Annotated in this window: 15 protein-coding genes; 7 read left to right on the top strand and 8 right to left on the bottom strand. The window is 66.8% G+C overall.

From position 1 onward, the window contains the following. Positions 1–68 precede the first annotated feature (68 nt). Positions 69–842 carry an SDR family oxidoreductase gene (locus ACVN9Z_RS00580; protein WP_006385485.1) on the top strand — a complete coding sequence of 258 codons (774 nt, stop codon included), beginning with the start codon at positions 69–71 and terminating at the stop codon, positions 840–842. Positions 843–894: 52 nt separating this feature from the next. Here ACVN9Z_RS00580 and ACVN9Z_RS00575 read toward each other — a convergent pair whose 3' ends face one another. The 6 genes from ACVN9Z_RS00575 to ACVN9Z_RS00550 form a co-directional block, all read right to left on the bottom strand. Further along, on the bottom strand, positions 895–1,539 hold the full coding sequence (locus tag ACVN9Z_RS00575) for a histidine phosphatase family protein (RefSeq protein WP_458212981.1): 645 nt from the start codon (positions 1,537–1,539) through the stop codon (positions 895–897). A gap of 49 nt (positions 1,540–1,588) precedes the next feature. Continuing rightward, positions 1,589–2,497, bottom strand: coding sequence for a LysR family transcriptional regulator (locus ACVN9Z_RS00570; protein WP_006385483.1), 909 nt, complete (start codon positions 2,495–2,497; stop codon positions 1,589–1,591). Between the two features lie 24 nt (positions 2,498–2,521). Continuing rightward, the gene (locus ACVN9Z_RS00565; RefSeq protein WP_053497942.1) at positions 2,522–3,607 is read right to left on the bottom strand and encodes an ABC transporter ATP-binding protein; all 1,086 of its coding nucleotides are present in this window, start codon (positions 3,605–3,607) and stop codon (positions 2,522–2,524) included. A 16-nt stretch (positions 3,608–3,623) separates the two neighbouring features. Beyond that, a complete protein-coding gene (locus tag ACVN9Z_RS00560) occupies positions 3,624–5,333 on the bottom strand; it encodes an ABC transporter permease (protein WP_047993220.1) in 1,710 nt (569 codons plus the stop codon). Between the two features lie 87 nt (positions 5,334–5,420). Then, on the bottom strand, positions 5,421–6,746 hold the full coding sequence (locus tag ACVN9Z_RS00555; RefSeq protein WP_024070093.1) for an ABC transporter substrate-binding protein: 1,326 nt from the start codon (positions 6,744–6,746) through the stop codon (positions 5,421–5,423). A gap of 144 nt (positions 6,747–6,890) precedes the next feature. Beyond that, on the bottom strand, positions 6,891–7,322 hold the full coding sequence (locus ACVN9Z_RS00550; RefSeq protein WP_458212980.1) for a FlxA-like family protein: 432 nt from the start codon (positions 7,320–7,322) through the stop codon (positions 6,891–6,893). A gap of 131 nt (positions 7,323–7,453) precedes the next feature. On the opposite strand from ACVN9Z_RS00550, the gene ACVN9Z_RS00545 reads away from it, so the two are divergent. Further along, positions 7,454–8,764 carry a solute carrier family 23 protein gene (locus ACVN9Z_RS00545; protein ID WP_049054682.1) on the top strand — a complete coding sequence of 437 codons (1,311 nt, stop codon included), beginning with the start codon at positions 7,454–7,456 and terminating at the stop codon, positions 8,762–8,764. A gap of 114 nt (positions 8,765–8,878) precedes the next feature. Here the strand turns inward: ACVN9Z_RS00545 and ACVN9Z_RS00540 are convergent, their stop codons facing one another. Then, positions 8,879–10,498 (bottom strand): methyl-accepting chemotaxis protein, encoded by a 1,620-nt coding sequence (locus tag ACVN9Z_RS00540; RefSeq protein ID WP_458212979.1) that lies wholly within the window; start codon positions 10,496–10,498, stop codon positions 8,879–8,881. A gap of 697 nt (positions 10,499–11,195) precedes the next feature. Between ACVN9Z_RS00540 and greA the strand changes: the two genes are divergently transcribed. Continuing rightward, positions 11,196–11,672: a transcription elongation factor GreA gene (gene greA / locus ACVN9Z_RS00535; protein ID WP_006385475.1), complete on the top strand. Its 477-nt coding sequence runs from the start codon at positions 11,196–11,198 to the stop codon at positions 11,670–11,672. A 124-nt stretch (positions 11,673–11,796) separates the two neighbouring features. Here the strand turns inward: greA and ACVN9Z_RS00530 are convergent, their stop codons facing one another. Next, positions 11,797–12,399, bottom strand: coding sequence for a YhbY family RNA-binding protein (locus ACVN9Z_RS00530; protein ID WP_020926788.1), 603 nt, complete (start codon positions 12,397–12,399; stop codon positions 11,797–11,799). Positions 12,400–12,417: 18 nt separating this feature from the next. Here ACVN9Z_RS00530 and ACVN9Z_RS00525 point away from each other — a divergent pair, with 18 nt between their 5' ends. The 4 genes from ACVN9Z_RS00525 (at position 12,418) to glmM (ending at position 17,381) form a co-directional block, all read left to right on the top strand. Beyond that, complete coding sequence (locus ACVN9Z_RS00525) at positions 12,418–13,050, top strand: RlmE family RNA methyltransferase (RefSeq protein WP_006385473.1); 633 nt, start codon at positions 12,418–12,420, stop codon at positions 13,048–13,050. Between the two features lie 228 nt (positions 13,051–13,278). Next, entirely contained in the window at positions 13,279–15,177 is a 1,899-nt protein-coding gene (gene ftsH / locus ACVN9Z_RS00520; RefSeq protein ID WP_458212978.1) for an ATP-dependent zinc metalloprotease FtsH, read from the top strand. 18 nt (positions 15,178–15,195) lie between these two features. Then, positions 15,196–16,041: a dihydropteroate synthase gene (gene folP, locus ACVN9Z_RS00515; protein WP_458212977.1), complete on the top strand. Its 846-nt coding sequence runs from the start codon at positions 15,196–15,198 to the stop codon at positions 16,039–16,041. Further along, positions 16,038–17,381, top strand: coding sequence for a phosphoglucosamine mutase (glmM, locus tag ACVN9Z_RS00510; protein ID WP_006385470.1), 1,344 nt, complete (start codon positions 16,038–16,040; stop codon positions 17,379–17,381). Before folP ends, glmM begins: the two co-directional genes overlap by 4 nt. Positions 17,382–17,558: the final 177 nt, after the last annotated feature.

The raw sequence follows: 17,558 nt of genomic DNA, 5'->3' as shown, positions 1-17,558 counted from the left end.
GTAGCATAGCGGGCGGAGCCTCTCATCCGGGAGGCTCCGCTTTTTTACATCCGACCGGGGCCACCTTCATGGACAGGGTTTTCATCACCGGCGCCAGCAGCGGCCTGGGCCGCGCCCTGGCACGACGCTACGCCGCCAGCGGCGCCACGCTCGGCCTGCTGGGCCGGCGCGAAGACGCGCTGCGGGAACTGGCCGACAGCCTGCCCGGCCAGCATCGCTGCTACGCCGTGGACGTGCGCGACCGCCAGGCGCTGCATGCCGCCGCACAGGATTTCATCGCCTTCTGCCAGGGGCGGGTGGACGTGGTCATCGCCAGCGCCGGCATCAGCGCCGGCACCCTGACCGGGCATCACGAGGACTATGAGGTCTTCAAGGCCATCGTCGATACCAACCTGCTGGCGACCGTGGCGACCTTCGAACCCTTCGTCGAGCCGATGCGCGCGACGGGCGGCGGCCGGCTGGTCGGCATCGCCAGCGTCGCCGGCGTGCGCGGGCTACCGGGCGCGGGCGCCTACAGCGCCTCCAAGTCGGCGGTGGTGACCTACTGCGAAAGCCTGCGGCTGGAACTGGCGGGCGACGGCATCCGTGTCGTCACCATCGCGCCGGGCTACATCAAGACCGCGATGACGGCGCACAATCCGTACAAGATGCCGTTCCTGATGGACGCCGACAAGTTCGCGCAGCGCGCCCAGGCGGCGATTGGGCGCGGCACCACGTACACGGTGATTCCCTGGCAGATGGGCGTGGTGGCGAAACTGATGCGCCTGCTGCCCAACGCGGTCTACGACCGGCTGGCGCGCAACGCGCCGCGCAAGCCGCGCAAGGCGGACAAAGCCGGCTGAGCCGCAGGGCGACAGCGGCCAGGGCGTCAGGACGACACCCTGGCGCCGGCCGTCACGGCACGACGTCGTCGCCGACCTCGGCGGCCACGTGGCCCACGTCGCCCCAATCCAGCACTTGCCACTGGCGGCCGCGCACGCCGACCCGGTTGATGCTGACGTTCAGCAATGCCGCGTCGCGCGGCGCATTCAACGGCACGCCGCTGGCATGGCGCCAGATGATGTCCAGCACGCCGCCGTGGGTGAACATCAGGATGCGTTCGCCGTCATGGCGGCTGGCCACTTCATCCACCGTGGAGATGACGCGCGACTGGAACTGGCCCAGCGTTTCGCCGCCGTCCAGCGCGCGCAGCGGATCGCGGCTGCGCCAGGCGGCCGCGGCTTCCGGCGCCAGCGCGTCGATGCGTTCCAGGTCCAGCCCTTCGAGCACGCCGAAGCCGCGTTCGCGGATGCCGGGCTCGACCCGCACGCGCAGGTCCAGCTGTTCCGACACCGGCGTAGCGGTGGCATGGGCGCGTTGCAGGTCGCTGCTGTAGATGGCGTGGATCGGCGTGCTGCGGGCGTCTTCACGCAGGCGCGAGGCCAGCAAACCGGCCTGGTTGCGGCCGAATTCGTTCAAGGGGATGTCTTGCCAGCCCTGCAGGCGGCGCTGGCGGTTCCAGTCGGTTTCGCCGTGGCGGATGAACCAGATTTCAGTCATTGCGGTGTCGATACGGTGGGGAAGGGCGCGGGTGGCGGACCGACCCGGCTCAGAGCGGCTCGGGCGCGACTGGCGCGCGCGGCTTCCAGATGGCTTGAATCACCGAGCTTAACGCGACCAGCGCGGGCTCGCTAGCGCGTTCGTAGGGCAGGATGAAACCCAGCGTGGCATCGGCTCGCGCCTGGCCCCACACCATGAAATCGCCCGAGGCCGCGCCGGCCAGCGCGGTTTCCTCGCGCAGCAGCGCGCAACCGGCGCCGGCCCGCACCAGCGCCTCCAGGTTGGCCTGGTCGTCGTTCTGCATGGCGATGCGCGGCGAGAGGCCGTGGCGCTCGAACATGTCGCGCAACAGCAGGTGGGTGTGGCTGCCGGCGGGGCCGTCCAGCCACGGCAATTGCGCCACCTCGCGCCAGCCGCCGCGCTTGAGCACGGCGGCATGTTCGGTCGGCAGCGCGATGCGGTAGCGCACGCTGCGCAGCGGCAGCCACAGCACGCCGCGCGGCGGGTGCGCGGCGATGGTCAACGCCGCCGGCAGCCGGCCGGTGCTGACCTGCTCGGCCAGCACGGCGGTGGGCTGGATCTGCGTCTTCAGTTCGATCAGCGGCAGCCGCTGCGTGATGGCCGCCGCCAGCTCGCCCAGCCGCAAGAAGTCGGGCTTCTCGCTGGGCAGGCCCAGTTCCACCACGCCCTGCAGGCTGCCTTGCAGTTGCTGCGCCTCGGACTTGAATTGCGCGCCCAGCACCAGCAGCGATTCGGCCGTGGGCAGCAGCATCTCACCGGCCTTGGCCAGGGCCAGCCGTCCGCCGCTGCGGTCGAACAACGCCACGCCCAGGCTCTGTTCCAGCGCCTTGATCTGCGCGGTGACGGCGGGTTGGGTCAGCGACAGCGCTTCGGCGGCCCGCGTCAGGTTGCCCAGGCGGGCGACGGTGACGAAGGCGCGGATCTGATAGATTTCCATGCCGCCTTTGTAGGGGAAGCCGGCTCAGGCGGCAAGCAGCCGTACTTGCGTCGGCTCCAGCCCGATCGACACCGGCGCGCCCACCGGGAACGGCGACAGCCCCGCCAGGTGCGACTGGTCGGCCGTCAGGCGCTGTTCGCCGATCTGCACCTGGTAGCGGGTGAACTCGCCCAGGAACTCGCTGCTTTCCACCACGCCCGGCAGCCACACATAGCGCGCGTCGCCCAGCCCGTCGGCCATTTCGATCTGCACCGTGTGCGGCCGGAAGCTCGCCGCCAGGCGCTGCGCCGCCGGCGCTTCGGCCGCCAGCGGCAGGTGCAGGTCGCCCACGCCTTCCACCGCCAGCACCACGCTGCCGCTGGTGCGCTCGCGCACCTCGCCCTCCAGCACGTTCATGGTGCCGACGAAGTTGGCCACGAAGCGGTTCACCGGGTAGTCGAACAGCGTGCTGGGCGCGCCGATCTGCTGGACCACGCCGTGGTCCAGCACCGCCATGCGGTCGGCGGTGGTCATGGCCTCTTCCTGGTCGTGGGTGACGAAGATGGTGGTGATGCCCAGCCGCCGCTGCAGGCTCAGCAGGTCCTGCCGCATCTGCACCCGCAGCTTCTTGTCCAGGTTGGACAGCGGCTCGTCCAGCAGCAGCACCTGCGGCTCGATCACGATGGTGCGCGCCAGCGCCACGCGCTGCTGCTGTCCGCCGGACAGTTGGTTGGGGCGGCGGCGCGCGTATTGCGACAGGCCCACCAGCTCCAGCGCGGCCTCGACCTTGGCGCGGATCTGCTCGCGCGGCAGCTTGCGCTCGACCAGCCCGAACGCCACGTTGTCCCACACCGTCATGTGCGGCCACAACGCGTAGTTCTGGAACACCATGCCGATGTTGCGGTTCCAGGGCGGGATGGCGCTGATGTCCTTGCCGTCCACCAGCAACTGGCCGGCGTCCTGCCGGTTGAAGCCCGCGATCAGGCGCAGCAGGGTGGACTTGCCCGAGCCCGACGGCCCCAGCAGGGCGAAGAACTCGCCCGGCTCGATGTGGATGTTGACGTCCTTGAGCACTTCGGTTTTGCCATACGACAGCCGGATGTTGCGGCATTCAACGCTGACTTTCTTCATGTCGATTCCCCTTGATTCAGGCCGTCTCGTCGTGACGCGCCGGGCGCTGGCGCGCCTGGGCGCGTTCCACCAGCAAGTGCGAGACATACGTGCCGACCGCGACCGCGGCCACCGCCAGCACGCCCAGCGCCGCGCCCGGACCCCGGCCCGCCGCACTCTGCATGTACAGATAGATGCCATAGCTCATCGGCGCCTGGCTGTCCTTGGTGACCAGCATGATGGTGGCCGACAGCTCCACCGCCGCCGTCACGAAGCTGGTCACGAAGCCGGCCAGCATGCCGCCCGCCATCAGCGGTACCACCACCCGCCGGATGGTGCGCAGCCGCGTGGCGCCCAATGATTGCGCCGCTTCCTCCAGCGACACGTTGATCTGCTGCAGCGCGGCCACGCACGAACGCAAGGCGTAGGGCAGGCGCCGTACCGAGTACGCGATCATGATGATGATCCACGACGAGGTCAGCAGCGTGCCGGTGCCCGGGATCTCCACGCCGCGGAATGTGCGCAGCAGTCCGATCGCCAGCACGATGCCCGGGATCGCCAGCGCCGCCGAGGCCAGGAAGTCCAGCCATTGGCGCGCCGGCAGCCGGGTGCGCAGCATCAGGTAGGCGATGGCGGTGCCCAGGATCACGTCCACCCCCGCGGCCAGGCCGCAGTAGAGCAGGGTGTTGGCGATCATGCCCTGCGACTCGCTGAACACCGCGCCGTAGTGCGCCAACGTGTAGCCGTCCGGCAGCGGCGCGAAGCTCCAGACGCTCGCCAGCGACAGCAGCAGCACGCCCATGTGCGGCGACAGGACCAGCAGCAGCACCAGGACGATCCAGCCATAGGCCAGCACGCTTTCGGCCGGCCGCAGCTTGCGCTTCTGGATCGAGTTGCCGCCCTTTTGCAAGGTGGAATAGTCGCGCCCCTTGAGCACGCGCGCCGACAGCCACAGCGCCAGGATCGAAAAAGCGATCATGATGACGCTGATGACATAGCCCAGCGGATCTTCCAGCCCCACCTGCGTGATGCGCAGATAGGCCTGCGGCGCCAGCATGTTGGTGGTGCCCAGCACCAGTGGCGTGCCCAGGTCGTCGAACACCTTCACGAACACCAGCGAGGCGCCGGCCACGTAGCCCGGCAGCGCCAGCGGGAAGATCACGCGGCGGAACAGCCGGAAGCCGCGCGCGCCGAGGTTGAAGGCCGCTTCCTCCATGGCGCCGTCGATGTTGCGCAGCGCCACCACCAGGTTCATCAGGATGAACGGGAAGTAGTGCAGCGCCTCGACGAAGATGACGCCGTTCAGGCCTTCCATGAACGGGATGGTGAAGCCGAACCAGTCGTTCAGCAGCAGGTTGACGCTGCCGGAACGTCCGAAAATCAGCTGCATCGCCACCGCGCCGACGAAGGGCGGCATGATCAGCGGCAGCACGCCCAGCGTCTGGATGATGAGCGCGCCGCGGAAATCGAAGCGCACCGTGAAGTACGCCAGCGGCACCGCGATCAGCGAGGCCAGCAGCGCCGACCAGCCCGCCACGTAGAGGCTGTTGAAGAACGCCTCCAGCATCAGCGGCTGGTTGAAGAACGCGCCGAAGTGGCCGATGGTGAAGCCGCCATCGGCATTGACGAAGGCGCTGTAGAACACCGTGCCCACCGGCACGGCCAGGAACAGCGCCAGGAAACCCAGCACCAGGAGCGCGGCCAGCACGGGGCCGGCGGGCAGGCGTGAATGGCCCGGAAGATTCATCGAGATTCCCGTAAAGGTTCAAGACAGGCCGTCCGCGGCGGGGCGGCGGCCGGACGGGGCGAGCCCCCCGTCCGGCGCGAGCCGGGCCTACAGCGCCGCGGCTTCCCGCGCCAGCTTCACGGCCTGCTCATAATTGCTCTTGGCCGTGCCGTTCCATTCGCCTTCCAGCTTGGTGATCTGCTGGTTGACCGCGGCGTCCTTCTTGTTGCCGCTGAAGATCTTCAGGAACTCGGGATCGGCGGCCTGCTTGCCATCGACCAGCGGTGCCCAGGCCAGCTTGCGGGCCTGCGCCAGCAGTTCGGCCGGCTTGCCGCTCTTGCCCTTGTCGCCGAGCTTGGCCTCGGCGTCGTAGATCGCCTTGGTCGCCGCCTGCAATTCCTTCAGGCGGAACGTGACGGTCTGGTCGTACAGCGACTGCACCACGTAGTAGCGCGTCTGCGACAGGTCGGCGTTGAACTGCACCTTGCTGCGGCGCGCGATCTCGGCCGGGTCGGGGTAGCCCTGCGGCACCTTGCCCGCCAGCGCCGAATACGGCAGCACCGGCAGGCGCGAGATCTTCGGTTCCAGCAGCAGCTCCTGGCCGGCCTGGCTGAGCGTGAAGGCGATGAACTTCCTGCCTTCCTCGGCGTTCCTGGCGCCGTCGATCAGCGCGATGTTGGCCGGCACGATGGCGGTCTCGGAGGGATAGACGAACTCCACCGGGAACTTCGAGTATTTGCTCGACAGGCCGAAGAAGTCGATCACCGGACCCGCGCCGAACTGGCCGTTGTTGACGCCGTCCGGCACGCCGAACGAGCGCTCGGTCACGGCGCTGCTGTTGCCCGACATGCGCAGCAGCGTGTTCCAGCCGTCGTCCCAGCCTTCGCCCTGCAGGATGGTCTCGACCGTCAGGTGCATGGTGCCCGAGCGCGACGGCGAAGTGATGCCGACGTGGCCGAACCAGTGTGGCGCCAGCAGGTCCTTCCATTCGACCGGGGCGGGGATCTTGTGCGCCGCGATGTAGCGCGTGTTGTAGACGATGCCGTAGCCGGCCAGCGCCTGGCCCAGGTACATGCCGCCCGGGTCGTTGATGGGGTAGTTGCCGATCTTGTCCGGCACGTCCTTGTTGGCGACGTCCGCCGATTTGGCCAGCAGCTTGTCGCGTCCCAGCACCTCGAAGGCGTCCGGCGCGCTGGCCCAGAACACTTCCGGGCGCTGGCCGGCCGGCGTCTCGCGCACGTAGGCGATGCCGGACACGGTGTTCTTGTTGAGGATTTCCAGCGTGATGCCGGGGTTGGCCTTCTCGAACGCGGTCTTGTAGGCCTGGGTCAGGTCTTTCGGGAACGACGTGATCACCGTGACGGTGCCCGCCAGGGCGGGGGCGGCGCAGGCGGCCAGCAGCGCCCCTGCAAGGGCTGTGCGCATTGCATGCATGGTTTGTCTCCGTGGTTTTTTCGATTTGTCCGGAGACCTTAGCGGCTGCATGCGCCGCCAGTCCAATCACAAATTTTGATGCGCGCCATCAGCCCTGCGGGCATTCGGGAGAACCCGCGTGAGCGCGCGGATCAGGCCGGCCATCTAGGCCGTGGCCGACACGCCGCCGTTTGCCTTGGCCATCGCCTTGGCCTGCTCGGCCATCACCTGTTGGATCATGCCCATGATCTGCATCGCCTGGGCGTTCAGCGCCTGCAACTGGGTGGCCTTCTGCTCCGCCGACGCATTGCTGTCGCGCACGCGTTCGATCTGCTCCATGACGCGCTTGAGCTGGCGCTGGAGTTCCTTGATCTGGCGGGTGTAGTGGTCGTCGTTTTCGGACGATTCCGTTTCCTCGGCCTGGCCCACCTTCATGGCGCCCGCGTTGGTGACGCGGATCTTGCCGTCGGGGGTGACGGTGACGCCCGGGTCGCCAGCCTTGGCGTCCCTGGCCTCCTTGTTGGCCTGGATCTTCTGCGCCCACAGGTCGGCCATGCTGCCGATGCGCGAGGTGCCGCTGAGGGAATCGATGGCCATGAAGGTCTCCGGGGAGAGGTTTGACTGGGGTTTCCACTAATACGGCATGCTGGCGGGGAACTTAAGTTGCCGCCCGTTCCCGGCCCCCTTTACACTGGCGCCCGCTCACACCAAACACTCCCGGGGAATCCATGTCCAATTCCTATTTTCCGCGCTGGCGCCTGGCGGACGACGCCGAGCCCGGCGTCATCATCGCGCCCGATGAACGCCTGTCGTGGCCCAAGAACGTGGCCATGGGCGCCCAGCACGTGGTGGCGATGTTCGGCTCCACCGTGCTGGCGCCGCTGCTGATGGGCTTCGACCCCAACGTCGCCATCCTGATGTCGGGCATCGGCACGCTGATCTTCTTCCTGTTCGTGGGCGGGCGCGTACCCAGCTACCTGGGGTCCAGCTTCGCCTTCATCGGCGGCGTCATCGCGGTCACCGGTTACGCCGGCGGCGGCGCCAACGCCAACATCGGCGTGGCGCTGGGCGCCATCATCGCCTGCGGCCTGGCCTATACGCTGATCGGCGTGCTGGTCTGGATCGCCAACGGCCGCGCCGGCGGCGGCGCCAACTGGATCGACACCCTGATGCCGCCGGTCGTGACCGGCGCGGTGGTCGCGGTGATCGGCCTGAACCTGGCCCCCATCGCCGCCAAGGGCGCCATGGGCGCCTCGGGCTTCGACAGCGCCATGGCGATCGTCACCATCCTGTGCGTGGGCGGCATCGCCGTCTATACCAAGGGCATGGTGCAGCGCCTGTTGATCCTGGTCGGCCTGATCCTGGCCTGCGTGGTGTACGCGATCTTCGCCAACGGCATGGGGCTGGGCAAGCCGATGGACTTCTCGGCCGTGTCGGCCGCCGCCTGGTTCGGCCTGCCGCACTTCGCCGCGCCGGTGTTCAAGGCCGAGGCCATGGGCCTGATCGTGCCGGTGGCCATCATCCTGGTCGCCGAGAACCTGGGCCACGTCAAGGCGGTCAGCGCCATGACCGGCCAGGACCTGGATCGCTACCTGGGCCGCGCCTTCGTCGGCGACGGCGTGGCCACCATGGTCTCGGGCGCGGTCGGCGGCACCGGCGTCACCACCTACGCCGAGAACATCGGCGTGATGGCCGTGACCCGCATCTACTCGACCCTGGTATTCGTGATCGCCGCGCTGATCGCCGTCGTGCTCGGGTTCTCGCCCAAGTTCGGGGCCCTGATCCAGACCATTCCCGCGCCGGTGCTGGGCGGCATGTCGGTGGTGGTGTTCGGCCTGATCGCCATTGCCGGGGCCCGCATCTGGGTGGTCAACCAGGTCGATTTCAGCGACAACCGCAACCTGATCGTGGCCGCGGTCACGCTGGTGCTGGGCGCGGGCGACTTCACCGTCAAGCTGGGCAATTTCACCCTGGGCGGCATCGGTACCGCGACTTTCGGCGCCATCATTCTCTACGCCCTGTTGCGCCGCAAGAAATAGGACGGGGCATGGGCGGCGGCCCATGCGCTGTTCCGGGGCCATGGGCCGCCCCGATCCCGCCCGGGGCGCCGCCGTGCCTGCGCCGCCCCGGATTCAGAAACCCGCCGCGCCTTTTCAGGGGCGCGACAAGCGCGAAGCCGGCGCCCGGCCGGTCATCTGCACCGGCGCCGCCTCGATCACCTGGCCCGACTGGGTCTTGAATACCGCGGTCGCCTCGGCCAGGCGCCTGGCCTGCTCCTCCATCGCCGATGCGGCCGCCGAGGCCTGTTCCACCAGCGCGGCGTTCTGTTGCGTCACTTCGTCCATCTGCGAGACCGCCAGGCTGACCTGATCGATGCCGCCCGCCTGTTGCGTCGATGCGGCGGAGATCTCGCCCATGATGTCGGCCACCCGCTGCACCGAGGTCACGATTTCCTCCATCGTCTGGCCGGCGGCCGATACCTGGGCCGAGCCGGCCGCGACCGTCTCGACCGAGGTTTCGATCAGCGCCTTGATTTCCTTGGCCGCCTGCGCCGCGCGCTGCGCCAGCGTGCGCACTTCGCCCGCCACCACCGCGAAACCCTTGCCCTGTTCGCCCGCCCGGGCCGCCTCCACCGCCGCATTCAGGGCCAGGATGTTGGTCTGGAAGGCGATGCCGTCGATCACCGAGACGATGTCGGCGATGCGCCGCGAGCTGTCGGAAATTCCCTGCATGGTGGCCACCACCTGGCCGACCGTGTGGCCGCCACGTTGCGCCACCTCCATGCTGACCGCCGCCAGCTGGTTGGCCTGGGCCGCGTTCTCGGCGTTCTGCTTTACCGTGGTGGCCAGCTCTTCCATGGTCGACGCGGTTTCCTCCAGCGCCGCGGCCTGCTCCTCGGTGCGGGTGGACAGGTTGGCGTTGCCGGCGGCGATTTCCGCGGCGCCGATGTTGATTTCCTCGACTCCCTGGCGCACGGCCGTCACCGTGCGGGTCAGTCCTTCCTGCATGCGTCGCACCGCCGAGAACAGCATGCCGATTTCATTATTGGAGCGGGCCTCGACCCGCTGGGTCAGGTCGCCGGCGGCGATGCGATCGAAATGCCGGCCGGCGTCCTGCAGCGGCAACAGCACGCCCCGCCGGATGAAGGCCCAGCACAGCGCGGCCAACAACAGCGCCACCGACAGCAGCACGATTGCGGACATTCTTGCGGTGGAATAAGTGGTCTGCGAGCGTGCCAGCACGTCGTCGCTGCGCTCCTGCACCCGCGTCAGGAAAACCTGCATGTCCTTGGCGAAAGCGGCATCGGCCTGGCGCACCCGGGGCTCGCTCTGCTGGTAGCGCGCCGCGGAGCGTTCCTTGAGGGCGGCGTCCAGTTCGTCCAGCACTGCCACATAGGCATTGAACTGACCTTGCAGAATCTGCGCCAGCTCCTGGCCGCGTTCGCTCTTTGGCACCGCCATATAGCGGGTGAACCGCTCGCGCGCCTCTTGCAGCTGGCTGGCGGCGGCGGACTCGGCGGTGGCGGCCTGGTCGGCGGCGCCCGCCTGCAGGTCGGCGATACCGGCGCCGAGCGCCAGCCGCGCCCGCAGCAGGGCGCCGCTGGCCTCGTATAGCGGGTCGACCTGATGCACGGCCACATTATTCAGGTCCTCGATTTCCCGGACACTGTTTTCCGCATTGCGCCAACTCAGCCCGCACGCCTGGGCCAGGGTAATGACGAAAAAGAACAGCACCAGCATCATGCCCGTACGGACTTTCATTTTTTCCAGCATGGGAGCTCCCGTTCTTGAACGCGCTCCACCCCAGGCGCGGGCCTTTGCCCGCAAGCGCCACGGCGGAGGGACGAACGTCGAGCCGGATGACTGCGATGCGTCCGCCCAACCTGCAACACGCACAATCAATCGATTTACGCGGCGGCCATGAACAGCCGGCGCGTCCCTTCGCTGCGAACCAGAAAAAATGCCGGCGAATACCGGCATGTATTTAATTGTTATTAATGGGCCAGTTTGTCGGTTATACCTTTTTTATTGAATACAACCCGCCGTTTTTACATAAACCCGGCTACCGCCGGGTTTATCCCTATCGCCCAGTATCTTTTACGCAACGCGGGTTGTAGCTGGGAAACGACGGGTTTTAGCGGGTTACGGCGGCGAAATGCGCCGAAAACGCCGGTTTCTCCGGTGGCTTGCAATTCCCGCGGACTTTGACCACAATATGACCTTGATTGCCCCGGTTCCGACCCGAGCCGGGGTTTTGTTTTGGTCGCAGCTTGCCGCATTCGTCCGGCGGGCCGGCCCGAGCGGGCGCAAGGGGATCCATCGGGTTCAGCTTTGCCCGCCCCTGGCCGTTCCGCTCCTGGCGATGCCCGTCACGTATCAGCTTCCGACGGCGCCCCATGCGTCAGGTCCAAGACCTTCACACCGAGAACGCTCCGTCGGGGGCGTTTTCTACTTTTGTTTGGGAAACGACATGTCTGCCATTCCTTTGACCGTGCGCGGGGCCGAGCGCTTGCAAGAAGAGCTCCAGCGGCTGAAAACCGTGGAACGTCCCGCCGTCATCAACGCTATCGCCGAAGCGCGCGCGCAGGGCGATCTGTCGGAAAACGCCGAGTACGACGCGGCTCGCGAGCGCCAGGGTTTCATCGAGGGCCGGATCGCCGAGCTTGAGGGCACGCTTTCCAATGCCCACCTGATCGATCCGACCTCGCTCGAGGCCGAAGGTCGCGCCGTGTTTGGCGCCACCGTCGACATCGAGGACCTGGATTCGGGCGATCGCGTGACGTACCAGATCGTCGGCGACGTCGAAGCCGACATCAAGTCGAACCTGATCTCCGTGTCGAGCCCCGTGGCCCGCGCGCTGATCGGCAAGAGCGAAGGCGACGTGGTCGAGGTCAAGGCCCCGGCTGGCGTTCGTGAGTATGAAGTGTTGAGCGTGCGTTACATCTGACGCTGGCTCTGAGCGGTAAAATCAGCAAAACACCATAGCCCGCACCGGATATCCGGCACGGCAATATTGCGGAACGCTATGGTGGACCGGGCGCGTAAAGCGCCCGTTTTTGTGCCCGGCGGTACTATCTTTTGGGCGACGACTTGCGGCTGGTGCCGCTGCGGGCCCCGGCCCGCAGGCTCAGCGCGCTGCCGGCGCGGCGCGGAATGCCGTGGCTGCCGGAAGTGGTTTTCTTGGTGCCGGGACGCATCGGCTTGCCGTTCTTGTTGAGCTGGTCCTGCGGCACGAAGCGCGTCTTGGGCTTGGGCTCTTCGGTTTCGGAACGGCGCGGGCGCTTGGCCAGGGTCTTGCCCTCGGCGGCCAGCTTCTTGGGCGTATGCGGCTCGGAGGCGCGGCGCTTGGCGGGGCGTTCCGGCTCGAGGGCGGCCAGCACGGGCGGCTTGATGTTGCCGGCCAGCGGGCGGAACAGGATCAGGGTCTTGCCCAGGTGGTGCACCGGGGCGCAGGACAGCGTGTCGCAGATGGTCGACAGCATGGCCTCGCGGGCCTCGCGATCGTCGCCGCCGGCCCGGACCTTGATCAGGCCGTGGGAAGTGAGTGCCAGGTCGATTTCCTTGAGCACGGCTTCGGTCAGGCCGTTGTCGCCGATCAGGACGACGGGGCGCAGAGGGTGGGCGGCGGACCGAAGGTCGCTACGCTCACGAGAGGTAAGTTCTAATATAGGCATGCGTGGAATTGTACGGTAATGGCCAAGAATAAATTCTCCAAAGACTGGATTCACCAGCACATCAACGATCCCTATGTGAAGATGGCGCAACAGAAGGGCTACCGGGCCCGCGCCGCCTTCAAGCTGATCGAGATTCTCGATACCGAGAAGCTGTTGCGGCGTGGCGACCTGGTGGTCGACCTAGGCTCGGCGCCCGGCAGTTGGTCGCAGGTGGCGCGCGAGCGCCTGGCGGGGCCGGGCGGGGTGGTGGACGGGCGCATCATCGCGCTCGACATGCTGCCCATGGAGCCCGTGGCGGGCGTCGAATTCATCCAGGGCGACTTCCGCGAGGATGACATTTTGAAACAACTGGAAGACATGGTCGGATCGCGCGCGGTCGACCTTGTAATTTCCGACATGGCCCCCAACTTGTCTGGCGTGGGTATCGCCGACGCCGCGCGCATCCAGCACGTGTGCGAGCTGGCGATGGAATTTTCCCTTGCCCACCTCAAGCCCAACGGGGCGCTGATCGTCAAGGCATTCCACGGAACCGGCTTTTCGCAGATCGTGGAGTCCTACAAACAGCACTTCAAGCGGGTGGTCGAGCGCAAGCCGAAGGCATCGCGGGACAAGTCCTCCGAAACCTTTCTGGTTGCGCGCGATCTGAAATGACCCGCGCCAGGGCACGTGCCCTGGTGTCACAAGAACCTACCGGCCCGACGGCGGCCGGCCTGCCGAGACAACGACCAGCAAAATCACGAATCAGACGTAACTTAGCGGCCCGCCCCTTCCCAGGACGCAACCCGGTCCGACAGGGTAGAATGGGCTATTGACATACTTGTGACTGTGCCATATGCGGGTGCGCGGTCGCCGGTCGGAATCGAAAGCAGGAGATCGACCTTGAATAATTCATTTTCGAAAGTCGCCGTCTGGATGGTGATAGCCCTGGTGCTATTCACGGTCTTCAAGCAGTTCGACGGACGCGCGCAGACCCAGGACGGCGTGACATACACGCAGTTCATGGACGACGCCAAGGCGGGCCGTATCCGCAAGGTGGACGTGCAGGGCGGCCCTGGTGGCGACGTGCTCTACGTCACGCCGGACGCGGGCCGCGCCTACACGCTGACCTCGCCGGGCGACCTCTGGATGGTTTCCGACCTGCTCAAGTACGGCGTGCAGGTGTCGGGCAAGCCGCGCGAAGAGCAGTCGCTGCTCATGAGCATCTTCGTGTCCTGGTTCCCCATGCTGCTGCTGATCGGCGTGTGGGTGTTCTTCATGCGCCAGATGCAGGGCGGCGGCAGGGGCGGCGCGTTCAGCTTCGGCAAGTCGCGCGCTCGCATGCTCGACGAGAACACCAACCAGATCACCTTTGCCGACGTCGCCGGCTGCGATGAGGCCAAGGAAGACGTCCAGGAACTGGTCGACTTCCTGCGCGACCCCAGCAAGTTCCAGAAGCTGGGCGGCCGCATCCCGCGCGGCGTGCTGATGGTCGGCTCGCCCGGCACCGGCAAGACGCTGCTGGCCAAGGCTATCGCCGGCGAAGCCAAGGTACCGTTCTTCAGCATCTCCGGTTCGGACTTCGTCGAAATGTTCGTCGGCGTGGGCGCGGCCCGCGTGCGCGACATGTTCGAGAACGCCAAGAAGCACGCGCCCTGCATCATCTTCATCGATGAAATCGACGCGGTCGGCCGCCAGCGTGGCGCCGGCCTGGGCGGCGGCAACGACGAACGCGAGCAGACGCTGAACCAGATGCTGGTGGAAATGGACGGCTTCGAGTCGGGCCAGGGCGTCATCGTGATCGCCGCCACCAACCGTCCCGACGTGCTGGATCCGGCGCTGCTGCGTCCGGGCCGCTTCGACCGCCAGGTCGTGGTGCCGCTGCCCGACATCCGCGGCCGCGAGCAGATCCTGAAGGTCCACATGCGCAAGGTGCCGCTGTCGCCCAACGTCGACGCGACCATCCTGGCGCGCGGCACCCCGGGCTTCTCGGGCGCCGACCTGGCCAACCTGGTCAACGAGGCCGCGCTGTTCGCCGCGCGCCGCAATGGCCGCACGGTCGACATGTCGGACTTCGAAAAGGCCAAGGACAAGATCATCATGGGCGCCGAGCGCCGCTCGATCGTCATGCCCGAAGAGGAACGCAAGAACACCGCGTACCACGAGTCCGGCCACGCCATCGTCGCGCGCATGCTGCCCAAGACCGATCCGGTCCACAAGGTCACCATCATCCCGCGCGGCCGCGCGCTGGGCGTGACGATGCAGCTGCCGGAAAGCGATCGCTACAGCATGGACAAGAGCCGCCTGCTGTCGACCATCGCGGTGCTGTTCGGCGGCCGTATCGCCGAAGAGATCTTCATGAACCAGATGACCACCGGCGCCTCGAACGACTTCGAACGCGCCACGGCCATCGCCCGCGACATCGTCACGCGCTACGGCATGACCGACGAACTGGGCCCGATGGTCTACGCCGAGAACGAAGGCGAGGTCTTCCTGGGCCGCAGCGTGACCAAGACCACGCACATGTCCGAAGCCACCATGCAGAAGGTGGATTCCGAGATCCGCCGCATCATCGACGAGCAGTACGGTGTCGCGCGCAAGATCCTGGAAGACAACCGCGACAAGGTCGAAGTCATGACCGCCGCGCTGCTCGAATGGGAAACCATCGACGCCGACCAGATCGACGACATCATCGAGGGCCGCCCGCCGCGTCCCCCGAAGACGCCGCAGGGTCCGTCGGACACGTCGGACACGCCTCCGACCGGCCTGGCCGCCGGCGGCAACACGGCAGCCGCGGTCTGAGGTCTTTCGTCCTGATTTATGGCGAATAACTTCCTTTGCGGGCGCTTCGAGTTCGATCTCGAGCGCCCGCTTGTCATGGGTATCGTCAATGTCACGCCGGACTCGTTTTCCGACGGCGGCCAGCACGACGATACCGATTCCGCGGTGGCGCATGCGCGCCGCTTGATCGAAGAGGGCGCGCGGATCCTGGACCTGGGCGGCGAGTCGACGCGGCCGGGCGCCGAACCGGTGTCGGTCGCCGACGAACTGGCGCGCCTGCTGCCGGTGATCGAGGCGCTGCGCGATTGCGGCGTGCCGCTGTCCATCGACACCTTCAAGCCCGAAGTCATGCGCGCCGTGCTCGACGCCGGCGCCGACATGATCAACGACATCTACGGGTTCAGGCAGCCGGGCGCCATCGAGGCGGTGGCGCAGTCGCGCTGCGGATTGTGCGTCATGCACATGAAAGGTGAGCCGCGCACCATGCAGGCGACGCCGCCTGAATATTCCGACCTGATCGGCGAAATCGGACTCTTCCTGGGATCGCGGGCGCAAAAGCTGCGCGGCGCCTGGGTCGATCCCCGACGCATCGTGCTGGACCCCGGTTTCGGGTTCGGCAAGACGGCCGACCAGAACTTCCAATTGCTGCGCCGGCTGTCCAGCCTGCGCAGCGGCGGTTATCCATTGCTGATCGGCCTGTCGCGCAAGAACATGATCGGCCAGGCCACCGGCCGGCCGGTCGGCGACCGGCTGCCCGGCAGCATTGCCGCCGCCTTGGCCTGTGTGGCCCGTGGCGCCTCCATCGTGCGGGTGCACGACGTGGCGGCCACGGTCGACGCGCTAAAGGTCTGGCAGGCGGCTGAACAAGGAGCAATCACTTCATGATTCGACGCAAGTATTTTGGTACCGATGGTGTGCGCGGCGAAGTCGGCGGCGCGGTGATCAACGCCGAATTCGCCCTGCGCCTGGGCTACGCCGCCGGCCGCGTGCTGGCCCGCGAGCACGCGGTGCGCGGCGGCAGCCGCCCGCAGGTGGTGATCGGCAAGGACACCCGCATTTCCGGCTACATGCTGGAATCGGCGCTGGAAGCCGGGTTGTCGGCCGCGGGCATCGACGTGCTGCTGGCCGGCCCGATTCCCACGCCCGCGGTCGCCTACCTGACCCGCGCGCTGCGCCTGGTCGCCGGCATCGTCATCAGCGCCTCGCACAATCCCTACCAGGATAATGGCATCAAGTTCTTCTCGGCCCAGGGCATGAAATTGCCCGACGAGATCGAGGCCGCCATCGAGATCGCCCTGGACGAACCGCTGGGCTGCGTCAGCTCTGAAGGCCTGGGGCGCGCGCGCCGCATGTCGGATTCCCAGGGCCGTTACATTGAATTCTGCAAGAGCACCTTCCCCAACGATCTGGACCTGAACGGCATGACGATCGTGGTGGACGCGGCCCACGGCGCGGCCTACAACATCGCGCCGCACGTGTTCCGCGAACTGGGCGCCGAAGTGCACGCCATCGGGGTGCATCCCGACGGTTTCAACATCAACAAGGGCGTGGGCGCGCTGCACCCCGAACTGCTGGCCAAGGAAGTGAAGGCGCGCGGCGCCCAACTGGGCATCGCGCTGGACGGCGATGCCGACCGCCTGCAGATGGTGGATGGCGACGGCCGCATCTACAACGGCGACGAATTGCTCTACGCGATCCTGCGCGAGCGCATGCAGCGCGGCAAGGTGGATGGCGTGGTCGGCACGCTGATGACCAACTTCGGCTTCGAGCGCGAACTGCAACGCCTGGGCGTGGGTTTCGAGCGCGCGAATGTGGGCGACCGCTACGTGCTGGAGCAGATGCAGGCGCGCGGCTGGCTGTATGGCGGCGAAAGCTCGGGCCACCTGCTGTGCCTGGACTGCCATTCGACCGGCGACGGCATCGTGGCGGCGCTGCAGGTGCTGACGGCGTTGCGTCGCAACCATGTGTCGATGGCCGATTGGGTCAAGGATCTGCGCATGTACCCACAGAAGATGATCAACGTGCCGTTGACGCCGGGCCAGGATTGGAAAACGCACCCCGGCCTGACGGCGGCGCGCCGGGCAGTCGAGGAGGAACTGGCGGGCCGCGGTCGGATCCTGATCCGCGCTTCCGGCACCGAGCCCAAGCTGCGGCTGATGGTCGAGGCCGAAGACGAGGCCCTGGCCGTGGCCAGCGCCGAGAAGCTGGCGGCCAGCCTGGGGTAGGCCCACCACCCGCTCCAGACCCGACATGGCCATTCATTGTTTTGCGATGAATGGCCATTATTTGTGAATATTTCGTCTTTGTTTGTAAAGTTTTGTCGAGCTTTGCAGGAATTGACTCTCCTCGCTCCAAACTAAACTTCATAGTCACGTAACATATTGGTCAAGTCATTGACATAC

The sequence above is a fragment of the Achromobacter sp. KK8 genome, assembly GCF_054188005.1.
The sequence above is the reverse complement of the archived record's forward strand: the minus strand, read 5'-3'. Positions and strand labels throughout refer to the sequence as shown.

Coding starts and splice junctions, on each gene's coding strand:
- ACVN9Z_RS00580 (WP_006385485.1), top strand. CDS start 69: ATGGACAGGGTTTTCATCACCGGCGCCAGCAGCGGCCTGGGCCGCGCC.
- ACVN9Z_RS00575 (WP_458212981.1), bottom strand. CDS start 1,539: ATGACTGAAATCTGGTTCATCCGCCACGGCGAAACCGACTGGAACCGC.
- ACVN9Z_RS00570 (WP_006385483.1), bottom strand. CDS start 2,497: ATGGAAATCTATCAGATCCGCGCCTTCGTCACCGTCGCCCGCCTGGGC.
- ACVN9Z_RS00565 (WP_053497942.1), bottom strand. CDS start 3,607: ATGAAGAAAGTCAGCGTTGAATGCCGCAACATCCGGCTGTCGTATGGC.
- ACVN9Z_RS00560 (WP_047993220.1), bottom strand. CDS start 5,333: ATGAATCTTCCGGGCCATTCACGCCTGCCCGCCGGCCCCGTGCTGGCC.
- ACVN9Z_RS00555 (WP_024070093.1), bottom strand. CDS start 6,746: ATGCATGCAATGCGCACAGCCCTTGCAGGGGCGCTGCTGGCCGCCTGC.
- ACVN9Z_RS00550 (WP_458212980.1), bottom strand. CDS start 7,322: ATGGCCATCGATTCCCTCAGCGGCACCTCGCGCATCGGCAGCATGGCC.
- ACVN9Z_RS00545 (WP_049054682.1), top strand. CDS start 7,454: ATGTCCAATTCCTATTTTCCGCGCTGGCGCCTGGCGGACGACGCCGAG.
- ACVN9Z_RS00540 (WP_458212979.1), bottom strand. CDS start 10,498: ATGCTGGAAAAAATGAAAGTCCGTACGGGCATGATGCTGGTGCTGTTC.
- greA (WP_006385475.1), top strand. CDS start 11,196: ATGTCTGCCATTCCTTTGACCGTGCGCGGGGCCGAGCGCTTGCAAGAA.
- ACVN9Z_RS00530 (WP_020926788.1), bottom strand. CDS start 12,399: ATGCCTATATTAGAACTTACCTCTCGTGAGCGTAGCGACCTTCGGTCC.
- ACVN9Z_RS00525 (WP_006385473.1), top strand. CDS start 12,418: ATGGCCAAGAATAAATTCTCCAAAGACTGGATTCACCAGCACATCAAC.
- folP (WP_458212977.1), top strand. CDS start 15,196: ATGGCGAATAACTTCCTTTGCGGGCGCTTCGAGTTCGATCTCGAGCGC.
- glmM (WP_006385470.1), top strand. CDS start 16,038: ATGATTCGACGCAAGTATTTTGGTACCGATGGTGTGCGCGGCGAAGTC.